Source organism: Echinicola rosea (assembly GCF_005281475.1).
Classification (GTDB): domain Bacteria; phylum Bacteroidota; class Bacteroidia; order Cytophagales; family Cyclobacteriaceae; genus Echinicola; species Echinicola rosea.
Window position 1 is genome coordinate 4,722,631 of record NZ_CP040106.1, and the last position, 12,984, is coordinate 4,735,614.

General features: G+C 44.8%; 11 protein-coding genes. 8 read left to right on the forward strand and 3 right to left on the reverse strand.

The annotated features are described in order from the left end of the window. Nucleotides 1-72 precede the first annotated feature (72 nt). The 3 genes from FDP09_RS18505 to FDP09_RS18515 all read right to left on the reverse strand — a co-directional run bounded on the left by FDP09_RS18505 (nt 73) and on the right by FDP09_RS18515 (nt 4,683). On the reverse strand, nt 73-2,247 hold the full coding sequence (locus tag FDP09_RS18505) for a B12-binding domain-containing radical SAM protein (RefSeq protein WP_137404079.1): 2,175 nt from the start codon (nt 2,245-2,247) through the stop codon (nt 73-75). A gap of 143 nt (nt 2,248-2,390) precedes the next feature. Continuing rightward, nucleotides 2,391-3,101 (reverse strand): DsbA family oxidoreductase, encoded by a 711-nt coding sequence (locus FDP09_RS18510; RefSeq protein ID WP_137404080.1) that lies wholly within the window; start codon nt 3,099-3,101, stop codon nt 2,391-2,393. A 511-nt stretch (nt 3,102-3,612) separates the two neighbouring features. After that, nucleotides 3,613-4,683 carry a Fic family protein gene (locus FDP09_RS18515; protein ID WP_137404081.1) on the reverse strand — a complete coding sequence of 357 codons (1,071 nt, stop codon included), beginning with the start codon at nt 4,681-4,683 and terminating at the stop codon, nt 3,613-3,615. A 694-nt stretch (nt 4,684-5,377) separates the two neighbouring features. Between FDP09_RS18515 and FDP09_RS18520 the strand changes: the two genes are divergently transcribed. The 8 genes from FDP09_RS18520 to FDP09_RS18555 all read left to right on the forward strand — a co-directional run bounded on the left by FDP09_RS18520 (nt 5,378) and on the right by FDP09_RS18555 (nt 12,944). Continuing rightward, nucleotides 5,378-6,052 (forward strand): GNAT family N-acetyltransferase, encoded by a 675-nt coding sequence (locus FDP09_RS18520; protein WP_137404082.1) that lies wholly within the window; start codon nt 5,378-5,380, stop codon nt 6,050-6,052. Nucleotides 6,053-6,059: 7 nt separating this feature from the next. Then, the gene (locus tag FDP09_RS18525) at nt 6,060-7,259 is read left to right on the forward strand and encodes an argininosuccinate synthase (RefSeq protein ID WP_137404083.1); all 1,200 of its coding nucleotides are present in this window, start codon (nt 6,060-6,062) and stop codon (nt 7,257-7,259) included. Further along, a complete protein-coding gene (gene argC, locus FDP09_RS18530; protein WP_137404084.1) occupies nt 7,252-8,220 on the forward strand; it encodes an N-acetyl-gamma-glutamyl-phosphate reductase in 969 nt (322 codons plus the stop codon). The genes FDP09_RS18525 and argC overlap by 8 nt, the downstream gene beginning before the upstream one ends. 99 nt (nt 8,221-8,319) lie before the next feature. After that, entirely contained in the window at nt 8,320-9,462 is a 1,143-nt protein-coding gene (locus FDP09_RS18535) for an aspartate aminotransferase family protein (RefSeq protein ID WP_137404085.1), read from the forward strand. Between the two features lie 87 nt (nt 9,463-9,549). Continuing rightward, on the forward strand, nt 9,550-10,491 hold the full coding sequence (locus FDP09_RS18540; RefSeq protein ID WP_137404086.1) for an N-acetylornithine carbamoyltransferase: 942 nt from the start codon (nt 9,550-9,552) through the stop codon (nt 10,489-10,491). Nucleotides 10,492-10,523: 32 nt separating this feature from the next. Further along, nucleotides 10,524-11,324 carry an acetylglutamate kinase gene (gene argB / locus FDP09_RS18545; protein WP_137404087.1) on the forward strand — a complete coding sequence of 267 codons (801 nt, stop codon included), beginning with the start codon at nt 10,524-10,526 and terminating at the stop codon, nt 11,322-11,324. Between the two features lie 82 nt (nt 11,325-11,406). Then, a complete protein-coding gene (locus FDP09_RS18550) occupies nt 11,407-12,468 on the forward strand; it encodes a M20 family metallo-hydrolase (protein ID WP_137404088.1) in 1,062 nt (353 codons plus the stop codon). 128 nt (nt 12,469-12,596) lie between these two features. Further along, nucleotides 12,597-12,944, forward strand: a complete 348-nt coding sequence (locus tag FDP09_RS18555; protein WP_222840298.1) for a four helix bundle protein — start codon at nt 12,597-12,599, stop codon at nt 12,942-12,944. Nucleotides 12,945-12,984 lie beyond the last annotated feature (40 nt).

Consider the following 12,984-nt stretch of genomic DNA (forward strand, 5'->3'; position numbering starts at 1 on the left):
AACTTTGGCAACTGCCCCTCGTTTGCAACGAGGCGCATAAGAGCATGGCATTTGCAATGCCCGCATAAAACATCAAAAAACCAACAAGCCCTGCTCCCTTAAAATCTCCCAAACTTCAGATTCTACCAATTCTTCAAAATCACCCATCCTGGCCTCATAGTCCTCCCAAATCACCTGCAGGCGGTTAAGCGGCTGTTCATACGACACCCGTGCCAAAAGGCCCATGACCCACTCCCCAAACTCTAGAGGCAATTCCATGGCAAAATCTTCCTTTTTGCCTGAAAACACCAACTCCACAAACCCGTCCTCTTCTGCATCCTGAATATCCGGCTGTGCCCCTATCCAAACGATCCGCAAATGCTTCTTATAAATCAATGGAGGCTCTTCCAATAATTGTTGCTGGATGTAATTTTCGGAAACATTAGTAGAGGGAATTTCAAAATCAAACCATTGGCCCAAAGGCATATCAAAACCAACTCCATGCATATAGTTGAACAAGGATTTGCGAAGCCCCTCCGAAAAAGCTGCATGATCCACACCTAGAGGATCTTCATAATCCACCTCATTATTGGCAAAGGGAGCCAAACTCAAATCAGTACGGTGAACACCAAATGCTGCCGGATCCAGACCTACTGGACTATGGGCAGTCATGGCAAATCGATGCCAAAAACCAGACTGCAATACCCCCTCTTCAAAAAGCTGACGCACCATCTCCAAAGAATCGACCGTTTCCTGTGCCGTCTGGGTGGGATAGCCGTACATCAAATAAGCATGAACCATAATACCCGCTTGGGTGAGGTGATTGGTCACTTGGGCCACCTGTGCCACGGTCACCCCTTTCTTGATCATTCCCAGCAAACGATCCGAGGCCACTTCCAATCCTCCCGAAATGGCAATACACCCCGAAGCACGTAACAGCCTACACAGGTCAGCAGTAAAATTACTTTCAAAACGGATATTCGTCCACCAGACCACCACCAGTCCCCGCCTCAAAATCTCAAGCGCCAAATCACGCATTAAAGCAGGGGGAGCCGCTTCATCCACAAAGTGAAATCCGTTGGTTCCCGTCTTTGCCATGATCTCTTCAATGCGGTCGCAAAGCAGCGAAGCAGTAATCGGCTCATAGCGGCCTATATAATCCAGCGAAATATCACAGAAAGTACATTTTCCCCAGTAGCAACCATGGGCAAGCGTCAGTTTGTTCCATCGTCCATCACTCCATAGACGGTGCATGGGATTGGCCACCTCGATCACCGAAAGGTAATCGCCCAAGGGCAAATCGTCATAGTCTGGCGTTCCCACTTCCCGCTGTGAGACATCCTTGACAGCGGGGTGATCCATCATCTCCACTTCACCATCCTTGCGAACAAAAGTACGCTTCAGCTCCTCCATTGGTCGCAGGCCATCCAAGTGCTCCAACAACAAACGCACTGGAGCCTCTCCATCATCAAGTGTGATATAATCTACATAATCGAATATCCTTGGATCCTTCAGTGTTCGGAGTTCTGTATTCGGATAGCCTCCTCCCATCCAGATTTTGATGGTTGGATGGTGGATTTTAAGGTATTGGCCACATTTGAGGCCACCATAAAGGTTTCCCGGAAAAGGAATGGAAAAAGCTACCGACTGAGGCTGAAATTCTTGGATCTTCTCCTCCAGTATATCCAGCAATATGGAATCAATCAAGGTTTTGGGCATTCCCAAAGCTGCCTCCATCCCATCAAAAGTACTGGCCGACATCCCTAATTGCTCTGCATAACGGCTAAACCCAAAATGAGGATCAATGGCCTCGGTAACCAAATCACCAAGATCCTCCAAATATAAAGTGGACAAATAACGGGCCTTGTCCCTTAGTCCCATACTTCCAAAAGCCCAATCCACATCATCCAGCTGCGCAAAACGGCCTGCTTGCGGCAGAAAGTCCCCTTCGGAAATATGATAGGCCAATGTGGGGTTTTTATCCTGCAAAAAGTCGATCACCGTGTCGATAGTCTGCATATATGCTGCCTTCATCCTGACAATCCGCTGTACATTTTCAGAATAATCCAAGCCCTGCTCCTCTGCCAGACCAAATACCTTTGACAATCCTTCCCTGGAAAACAACCGTAACATTACCTCCAGCCCTAAATCGGCCTGATGGGAAACGATATTCAGTGTATTCAGATATCCCTTCAGGTAAGCTGTTGCCGGATAAGGGGTATTGAGTTGGGTAAATGGTGGAGTGATGAATAAAACTTTTGTGGCCAAAACGGAGCTGTTTGATTTATGGCAAAGGTAGAAATAATAGACGGAATATTCTGATCAAAAAATTCAGACCTTACCCTAAAAAATTAGCCCTCGTTTGATACGAGGGCTATACACTCTTGTGATGCTCAATTTACTTATGCGTGTTAACAATCCCCATCGACATCACATGCCGCCGCGTCACCATTTCCGCTAAGATACTGGACAGTAGGCTTATGCTCGGCATATTCCTTCCAAGAAGTTTCCAATGCTTGGGAAAAAGTCTCCTTGGGCTGTGCTCCCGACACCCCATACTTCTCATTCATCACGAAAAAGGGCACGCCCCTAACACCAAGCTGATGGGATTCGTAGATATCCTGGGTCACCAAAAGGTCCAAATCACGGGATTCAAGCGCTTCTTTTGCCTTATCGGCATCCAGCCCCACTTCCACAGCCAGTCTTGCCAACGTTTCCGGATCAGCTGTATTGGCTCCCTCCGTAAAATAAGCCTTAAACAGCCTTTCCTTCATCGCATCCCCTTTTCCTGCAGACTTGGCAAATTGTAAAAGACGATGCGCCATGCGTCCATTGGCCACGACCACTTTGTCAAAATCATAGTCAAGCCCTTCCTCTTTTGCCATTTCAGTCACTTGATCACCAGCTTCCCTGGCCTGCTCTACGGTCCACCCTTTGGTCTCTGCCAAATATTCGGCAATACTCTTATCAGGATCGGTTTTCATATCAGGATTAAGCAAAAAACTCTTCCAAATCACTTCTACTTCATCCTTATGTGGAAATTCTGCGAGCGCCGCTTCCAATCTCCGCTTTCCGATATAACAAAACGGACACATGATATCCGACCAAACTTCTATTTTCATCTTGTTTTTAATTTTAATTCATAAATCAATTGTAGCACATTTGAGTTCCCAATTTTTGCTTTCTTTTTGGTAATCTTCTCTTCAAAACACCTTCATTAACCAATAACTTACTAACTTAAAGATGGTCAATCGATATCAAAAGAAATCAATAACATAAATTAAGCTAATAACTAAAATGAAAACCAAAGAATGCCCATCATGTGCCATGGAGGTAGATGCCAAAGCCAAAATCTGCCCGATCTGCCAATTTGAATTCCCTCAACGGAGCCCAATTATTCAATGGATTGCCATATTACTGGCCATTTTATTCGTTTTACTGTACGTTTTATGATTCGCTAGACGAGTCCATCAAAAAATCAAGCTACACTGGCTAATACTCCCAATATTTCTGAATTCACTGAAGCCCTACCAACGTTACGATATAAATTAAACCACCCATAAGTGCACACCTGCGAGCCCATGCTTCATAAAAAAGGGAACTCCCAAAAGTCCCCTTTCCATTCCAAACCGCCTATACCATCTCCAAATGCTGCTGAAGGGAATCCCTTACTGCATCACCCACTAAATGATAAAACGGCACCGGATCATTATGGACCTGCACCGCTTCCAGTGCTTTGTAATAAGCCAGCCTAGATGTTTGGTCACCTTTCAGGTTAGCGATAGTATAGCCATTTCCCACCAGCACCAGATTCATAATCAAACGACTAGTACGTCCATTACCATCCACAAATGGATGAATGCTCACCAGTCGTTCATGCATCTCAGCAGCTAAGATCACTGGATGTAACACATTCTTTTGCTCCTGATAATGGACGAAATAATCTTCCATCATCTTATCCACCAGATAAGGCTGAGGAGGAACATGCTCACTGCCTGAAATCCTCACAGGAACGTTACGGTATTTCCCCGCATTTTCCCTGTCAATACCTTTCAGAATAAGATAGTGAAGCTCCAATAAGGACCGGCTATAGATATCGGCCTTTTCCCTGATCAACTCCTCCAAGTAATCTACCGCTTCAGCATGATTGATGGCCTCCAGATGCTCCCGCATGGATTTACCTCCAATCGTGATCCCCTCATTGACCACCAAATGGGTTTCCTGAAGGGTCAGGGTATTTCCTTCGATCCGGTTACTTTCGAAAGTATAGGCCACATTAAAGTACTCTTTCATCTTTTGCAGCTGAGTAGATCCCAGTGGACGTCTTTGCTGCCACTGCTCTTTAAGCTGGTCGATTTCTTCCAGCTTTTCCTGTACACTGGCAGGGATTTTATCCATCACCAGTGCTTTTTCTCCTGCCAGATATTCCACTCGACTCTCTGCCAAAGTCAAAATTTCAGCTGCCCCAACTTCATACCTCACCAAGTCCAACACTTTTTCTGCCAACCATTGTTTCTTAAGCTCAGCAAAAGAAAGTTCATAAGCTTCTGCCAAGGCCATTAAATTGGCAGCTGACGGCATTCGCTTGCCACGCTCAAATTTACTGATAAGCCCGGCATCTACCCCGCTGTGCTTCACGGCATCTTTGAGCGTAAGACCTTTTACCTCTCTGGCATCTTGTAAGATTTGTGCTAGGCTTTTCATTTTTTGACTATTTTTGTTTTGACAAATTTAGTCAATTTTTGCGGTTTTGGAAATGCTTTTTGAATATCACTCGTAAATTTCTTACGAACTACTTTATGGAAGCTATGTTTTTTTCATTATTGTCATAAAAAAAGAACTCACATAGCCAATTGGCAATCAATGAAATAAAATTTTACAAATATAAAAATCACATCAAATACCCTTCTCTGCTTATACCTAGAGACTACCTCCCAAAATAATCATCGGCTAAAAACCACTTCCATATGAATGAAAGACAACAATACCAGAAACCTCACAAACCAAATCATAACGACAAGGCTGATTATATAAAATTTATCAAAAAATATTTTGTATATTTAATTTTTAATTCGAACATTTGTACCGCATTAGAAAAATGAGCAACCTAATCAACATAGCAGCCTTTAACAGTAAAATGGACGTTCTTTCCATTAACAGCATTGCTATGCCTATTTTTTCGCCCAGGAAAAGCTTCAGGAACCTTTTTAGGGCATAGTCCCTGCGATATTATTTGACATCCTACGTGGATGTCTATCTTCAAAATTACCATCAAATTTATTTCTTAGAACATTTAGGAGTCAGTTGTTGACGATTCTGATAGGCCAGACTACCGTCAGGCAAGTTATTGGAATTAGGGGATTTGCGTCAATCAGGACTCTGTCGATAAATACCAAACATGACAAAAAGTCAATTTATCATACACACTGCGGGCGTTCAGCATTGCCAATATGCAGAAACCATCGTGGACGAAATGGCCCTTTCTGCCAAAGCAAGGGGTACTGGTATTGCCAAGCGATCCCCCGATTATATCATCCAAAAGATGATGGAAGGAAAAGCCGTGATTGCACTTTCCAAAGAAGGGGAATGGGCAGGATTCTGCTACATCGAAGCTTGGGGTCATGGCAAATTTGTAGCCAACTCTGGCCTTATCGTATCTCCAAATTTCCGTAAATCCGGCTTGGCCAGGGAAATCAAAAAAGCGGTATTCAAACTCAGCCGCACCAAATTCCCCAATGCCAAAATCTTTGGGCTGACCACTGGGGCTGCTGTCATGAAAATCAACTCAGAACTTGGCTATGTTCCGGTAAGCTACTCTGACCTTACAGATGACGAGGAATTCTGGAAGGGCTGCCAAAGCTGTGTCAACTATGAAATCTTGAAAAGCAAGAACCGTCAAAACTGCCTCTGTACCGCGATGCTTTACGTCCCTAAAGACCAAAAGAAAAAAGACGTGGCCATGAAAAAGGATTTTGGCAAAAACCTCAGCCTCTTTGAACGATTGGTGCGCATGAAGCGAGCGGTCTTCACGGGAATAAAAAAAAAGACAATAAAGACCTTTGAATTAATATAAACTACACATGAAAAAAGTTGTTTTAGCATACAGCGGTGGTTTGGACACTACTTTTTGCGCCATTCACCTATCCCAAGAAAAAGGCTATGAAGTACATGCCGTTTTGGTCAATACCGGTGGATTTATTAAAGAAGAGCTAAAAACCACCGAAGATAGGGCAGGTAAATTGGGCATTGCCTCTTTTGAGGTATTGGACGTCACCCAAACATACTATAACGAAGTGATCAAGTACCTGATCTTCGGCAATGTGCTAAAAAACCAGACTTATCCGCTTTCGGTAAGTGCCGAAAGAATCCTCCAAGCAAAGGCATTGGCCGAATATGCCAAAAAAATTGGCGCTAAGTCAATAGCCCATGGTAGTACCGGCGCAGGAAACGACCAAGTCCGTTTTGACATGATCTTCCAGACGATCCTGCCAGAAGCAGAAATCATCACTCCTATCCGTGACCTCAAGCTCAGCCGTGAAGCGGAGATCGAGTACCTGAAAAAACACGGAGTGGAAATGAATTTCGAAAAGGCAAAGTACTCCATCAACAAAGGCATCTGGGGTACCTCTGTAGGGGGCAAGGAAACGCTTACTTCTGGAGACACACTCCCTGAAGAGGCTTACCCTACCCAACTGACCAAGAAAGAGCCGACCAACATCACCCTTCAGTTTAAGGCAGGAGAATTGGCAGGCGTAAATGGAGAGAAATTCGACAATCCAGTTGATGCTATTCTAAAAGTACAGGAACTGGCAGACCCCTATGCCATTGGTCGTGATATTCACGTGGGAGACACCATTATCGGCATCAAAGGCCGTGTGGGATTCGAAGCTGCTGCCCCTTTGATCATCATCAAAGCACACCAGTTGCTGGAAAAGCACACCCTCACCAAATGGCAAACCTTCTGGAAAAATCAGCTGTCCGAGTTTTACGGAAACCACCTTCATGAAGGACATTACCTGGACCCCGTCATGAGAAACCTGGAAGCCTTCTTGGCCGACACACAGCAATTCGTCTCAGGCGAAGTAAAAGTCGCATTGAAACCATACCAATTCCAATTGATCGGGATCGATTCTCCTCACGACTTGATGTCTGCTAAATTTGGCAGCTATGGAGAAATGAACAAAGGCTACACTGCCGAGGATGTCAAAGGCTTCACCAAAATCCTGGGTAACCAAACCGCCATTTTTCACAAAGTGAACCAAACCTTAGACAATGACTAAAATCAAAACGGCCATCATTGGCGCTGCTGGATACACTGGTGGTGAATTACTGAGAATCTTGGTACATCACCCCAACTGTGAGCTTGTATATATCCATAGTAACAGCCAGAAAGGCAAAAAAATAGATGAAGTACATCCAGACCTTATCGGTGATTCAGACTTGGTCTTTACCGAAGAAGTGCGTACAGAAGGATTGGATGCAGTTTTCCTCGGATTGCCACATGGACAAGCCAAATCCTTTCTAGAAGAAAACAAATTCGATGATAACACGGTTATTATCGATCTGAGTACCGATTTTCGTAACGAGTCCAATGGCTTCCTTTACGGTCTCCCAGAAGTAAATGCTTCCAAAACCAACGGTGCCAAACGCATCGCCAACCCAGGATGCTTTGCTACTGGGATCCAATTAGCATTGGCACCGGCGATCGCAGCGGGACTGGCATCAAATGATATTCACATCACTGGTATAACCGGAAGTACAGGAGCTGGCAAAAAACTAAGCGAGACCACTCATTTCAGTCAGCGAAACCAAAATGTATCGGTATATAAGCTCTTCACACACCAACATCTCAAAGAAATCAACCAAACGTTTGGGCAGTTAAAAGCCGGGTTTGATCAAAACCTGCTGTTTGTCCCGTACAGGGGAAATTTCTCCAGAGGAATCTGGGTGACGGCCTATTTCCCTTTTGAAGGTGCGCTGGAAGAAGCCTATAAAATCTACCATGACTTCTATCAAAATGCAGCCTTTACGCATGTTTCGGAAAAAGACATTGACCTAAAACAAGTAGTCAGCACCAATAAGTGCATTGTCCACCTGAAAAAAGAAGGTGGACAACTGGTAATTTACTCGGCCATTGACAATCTCCTAAAAGGGGCAGCTGGTCAGGCGGTTCAAAATTATAACCTCTCCTTCGGATTAGATGAGAAAGAAGGACTAAGGCTTAAAAGCGTCGCTTTTTGATGCAATCTCCGATGCACGCAACGGCAACCAGCAGCCCGTTGGGCAAATGGTGATCATTCACCGATAACAGAGCAACTAAAGAACATTACAACCTAAGCCATGAAACCATTTGACGTTTACCCTCTGATCAATGTCACGCCTGTAAAAGCAGCAGGAAGCAAAATATGGGACGACCAAGACACTGAATATTTAGACCTATACGGCGGCCACGCCGTAATCAGCATCGGCCACAGCCACCCACACTATACGAAAAGAATCAAAGACCAGTTGGACAATATCGCCTTTTACTCCAACTCCGTTCAGATTCCGATCCAAAAAGAACTGGCAACCAAACTTGGGGATGTTTCCGGCTATCCCGATTACGATCTATTCCTTTGTAATTCGGGTGCAGAAGCCAACGAAAACGCCCTGAAGCTAGCCTCTTTTGAAACGGGCAAAAAAGGATTCATTGCTTTTACCAAAGGCTTTCATGGCAGGACCTCTGGAGCGGTAGCCCTCACCGATAACCCCAAAATCCTAGCACCATTCAATACCCATGAAAGCGTGCACATATTGCCTTTCAATGACTTGGAAGCAGTAGAAAAGCAATTGGCAGAAGGATCCATCGCCGGGGTGATCGTGGAAGGCATCCAAGGAGTTGGGGGGATCCAAGTTCCTGACCCTGCTTTCTTATTAGGCCTTTCGGAATTGACCAAGAAATATGGCGCAAAACTGATCCTAGACGAGGTACAGTCGGGATATGCCCGCACCGGAAAGTTCTTTGCCCACCAGTGGGTAGAAGGCCTTAAGCCCGACCTGATCACTGTGGCCAAAGGCATGGGCAATGGCTTCCCGATCGGCGGAGTCCTCATCAGCCCCGAATTCCAGGCTTCACATGGCCTGCTGGGCACCACCTTTGGCGGAAACCATTTGGCATGTGCAGCAGCATTGGCGGTGCTGGAAGTCATCGAAGAAGAAAACTTGATCGCCGCAGCAGCAGAAAGCGGAAAAGCCATTATCGCGGCTCTCGAAAAAGTAGAAGGCGTAACAGAAGTAAGAGGAAAAGGCCTGATGATCGGCTTTGACCTGGCAACAGAAGCTGCTCCCGTACGCTCGGCACTGATCCATGAACATAAAATCTTCACAGGAAGCTCCGGAGGCAAACACACCATCCGATTGCTCCCTCCGCTTAATATTGAACCAAAAGCCTTAACTTTATTCGTGGAGAAACTAGAAGAAGTACTGAAGGTCAAACAAGCTTAATTCGTCGCGTTTGCTTTCCAGTTTTTTTCAACGCCAAAGTACTCATTTTCTTATCTTTGTATAGGAGTTAAAAAATAAATAAAAACCATGAAGTATTACACCCAATTTGAAAACAAATCCCTTGCCGACCAGCTTATTCAAAAAGCTTTGGAATATAAAAAAGCGCCACTTTCTGATAACAACCTGGGCAGGGGAAAACGAATTGGACTATTATTTCTAAATCCCAGCCTGCGGACACGCGTCAGCACTCAAATCGCGGCATCTAACTTAGGCATGGAGTCCATCGTCCTGAACATGGACAAGGAGAGCTGGGCCTTGGAAATGGAAGATGGGGTTATCATGAACCAAGGCAAAGCGGAACATATCAGAGATGCCGCAGGTGTATTGGGAAGCTACTTTGACATCTTGGCATTGCGAGCATTCCCTTCGCTTACCAATAAAGACGAAGACAGTGAGGACTTCATTCTCCATCAATTTGCAAAGCACAGTGGTTTGCCCCTGATCAGCTTGGAAAGTGCCATCCGCCATCCATTACAGAGTTTGGCAGACATGGTCACCATCCAAGAGCTCAAGCAAAAAGAAAAACCAAAAGTAGTCCTCACTTGGGCGCCACACATCAAGGCCATCCCCCATGCAGTGGCCAATTCCTTTGCGGAGTGGTCCATCGGATGCGGGCACGATGTGACCATCACCCATCCTGAAGGCTACGAACTGGACGAAAGATTTACCAATGGCGCCACCATCGAGCATGATCAGGACAAAGCCTTGGCAGACGCCGATTTTGTCTATGTCAAAAACTGGAGCGCATTTAACGATTACGGCAAAATCCTTTGCACCGACGAATCATGGATGCTCAATGAACAAAAACTTGCGCAAGCACCAAACGCCAAAGTAATGCACTGCTTACCTGTAAGGAGAAATGTAGAACTTTCGGATGAAATCCTTGATGGACAAAGAAGCCTTGTCCAGCACCAAGCCAAAAACAGGATTTTCGCTGCACAAGCGGCCATTAGCGAGCTCTTGAAATAACCCCACGACCATAACAACCTATTTAACCAAATATGAAAATAAGCATTGTCAAAATCGGTGGCAACGTCATAGACGACCCTGCAAAACTGGAGGAATTCCTGATGCTCTTTGCCCGACTGGAAGGTAAAAAAATCCTTGTCCATGGCGGAGGGGTCATGGCTTCCAAATTTGGTCTACAACTGGGAATCGAACCTAAAATGGTAGAGGGCAGGCGTATAACCGATGAAGCCACCTTGGATGTAGTCACCATGGTCTATGCAGGAATGATCAACAAGAAAATAGTCGCTAAGTTGCAATATTTGGAGCAAAATGCCATGGGATTCACCGGTGCTGATGGCAATCTCATCCGTTCTGTAAAACGTCCCGTAAAGGTAATTGACTATGGTTTTGTGGGAGATGTAAAAGAAATCGACACCGAACTATTAGATGTATTATTGGAAAAAGATGTAGTCCCTGTCTTTTCTGCCATTACCCATGACCGAAAAGGCAACCTGCTCAATACCAATGCCGACACTATCGCCTCAGAGATCGCCACTTCTATGGCCATCAAGCATAACGTGAGGCTTTATTTCTGCTTTAACAAAGCGGGTGTACTGATCGATGAAAACAATGACGATTCCTTGGTGCCCAAAATAAATGAGGACATTTATGATGAACTCAAAAGGGACCGCGTCATCCATAGCGGCATGATTCCAAAGCTGGACAATGCCTTCAGTGCCCTGCAAAAAGGCGTCAGCAATGTGTGGCTGGGCAAAGCCGAAAACTTACTTTTGGCCTCCAAAGGGAAAAAATCTGGCACCAATATCGAACGGCACAGGTACGACCTTTATTAATCCAAAGCTAACCAAAGGACAAAAGCTAGATGTGTCAGGTTGTTGAAGCCTGACATGGCTTATTAAAATACCTTCCATTTTCATGCAGCAATTAAAGGCAGAAGCAAGACAACTTCTACAACAACTGATCGAAACCCCTTCACTAAGTAGGGAAGAAGATAAAACTGCGCAACTACTGGCAGATTACCTGACCCAAAAAGGTGTGCAGGTAAAACGTTCCCAGAATAACATTTGGGCCACCAATAAGCATTTTGACCCTAATTTGCCCAATATTCTTCTCAATTCTCACCATGACACGGTAAAGCCCAATAATGGCTACACCAAGGATCCTTTTAAGGCTATTGTCGAAGACGGAAAACTATATGGGCTTGGAAGTAATGACGCAGGCGGTTGTCTGGTTAGTCTTGTCGCGGCATTTGTCCATTTTTATGACCGTAAATTACCTTTCAACCTGATATTGGCAGCCACTGCTGAAGAAGAAGTCAGTGGAAAAAACGGCATTTCCTTCCTACTGGAGGAATTGCCCACAATAGAACTGGCCATCGTGGGTGAGCCAACCTTGCTAGATGTAGCTGTGGCAGAAAAAGGGCTCATGGTCATCGACGCCACCGTCACGGGTAAAGCTGGTCATGCTGCCCGAAACGAAGGTATCAATGCCCTTTACGAAACACTTCCCGACCTCAATGCCCTAAAGGATTATAAATTCAAAAAAATATCAGATTATTTGGGAGAAAGTAAGGTCACCGCCACCATCATCCAAGCCGGATCACAACATAATGTGGTCCCCGATAAATGTGTCTATACCTTGGACGTCAGGGTAACGGACAGTTATACACTCCAAGAAGCCTTGGACGAGCTCAAAGAATTCCTCAAGGCAGACCTAAAGCCAAGATCCATGCGGCTCAACTCTTCGGCATTGCCAAAAGATCACCGCATATGGGAAGTGATCGACCAATTATCACTCAAATGCTATGGCAGCCCTACACTTTCAGACCAAGCATTGATCCCCTACCCCTCGATCAAAATCGGCCCCGGTGATTCTGCCCGTTCACATACACCGGACGAATTCATCCATTTGGAAGAAATAGACCAAGGAATCGAGCGGTATGTGGCTATTTTGGATGCATATGCGAACTTGAAATAAAACAACTTGCTACCAAGGGACACAATAGTGGTCGGTAATTAGTAGTCAGTGACTGGTGTTCTGAAAGCAATCGATTTTCAAATGGTGTATCTTAAAATGAAATCAAAATATATTCTTTAAATTCATACATGGATTATGTAGAGCGTTTTAAGGATCTTAAAGTTTATAAAGCATCCAGACAATTGTCATGGGAGATTTTTAAGGTTATCAAATATTTTCCAAATGAAGAAACCTATTCACTCACTGACCAAGTAAGGAGATCTTCCCGCTCCTTAAAAGCCCAAATAGCAGAAGCATGGGAAAAAAGAAACTATGAAAAGCACTTTATAAGCAAATTGATAGACGCTGATGTAGAGCAACTAGAAACGCAACATTGTATAGAAACTGCATTGGACTGCAAGTACCCTTCGGGAGCCACCTCTGATTACTTGAGGGAACTTTATAAATCCATCGGCAAAATGCATAACGCCATGTGATGACCAAATCGGCATCATTCTGTAGCAAGCTGCCGAATGT

Excerpts from the sequence above, each read along its gene's own strand:
- argC (WP_137404084.1), top strand. The coding sequence starts at position 7,252 with ATGACTAAAATCAAAACGGCCATCATTGGCGCTGCTGGATACACTGGT.
- FDP09_RS18520 (WP_137404082.1), top strand. The coding sequence starts at position 5,378 with ATGACAAAAAGTCAATTTATCATACACACTGCGGGCGTTCAGCATTGC.
- FDP09_RS18515 (WP_137404081.1), bottom strand. The coding sequence starts at position 4,683 with ATGAAAAGCCTAGCACAAATCTTACAAGATGCCAGAGAGGTAAAAGGT.
- FDP09_RS18555 (WP_222840298.1), top strand. The coding sequence starts at position 12,597 with ATGGATTATGTAGAGCGTTTTAAGGATCTTAAAGTTTATAAAGCATCC.
- FDP09_RS18510 (WP_137404080.1), bottom strand. The coding sequence starts at position 3,101 with ATGAAAATAGAAGTTTGGTCGGATATCATGTGTCCGTTTTGTTATATC.
- FDP09_RS18550 (WP_137404088.1), top strand. The coding sequence starts at position 11,407 with ATGCAGCAATTAAAGGCAGAAGCAAGACAACTTCTACAACAACTGATC.
- FDP09_RS18535 (WP_137404085.1), top strand. The coding sequence starts at position 8,320 with ATGAAACCATTTGACGTTTACCCTCTGATCAATGTCACGCCTGTAAAA.
- FDP09_RS18525 (WP_137404083.1), top strand. The coding sequence starts at position 6,060 with ATGAAAAAAGTTGTTTTAGCATACAGCGGTGGTTTGGACACTACTTTT.
- argB (WP_137404087.1), top strand. The coding sequence starts at position 10,524 with ATGAAAATAAGCATTGTCAAAATCGGTGGCAACGTCATAGACGACCCT.
- FDP09_RS18540 (WP_137404086.1), top strand. The coding sequence starts at position 9,550 with ATGAAGTATTACACCCAATTTGAAAACAAATCCCTTGCCGACCAGCTT.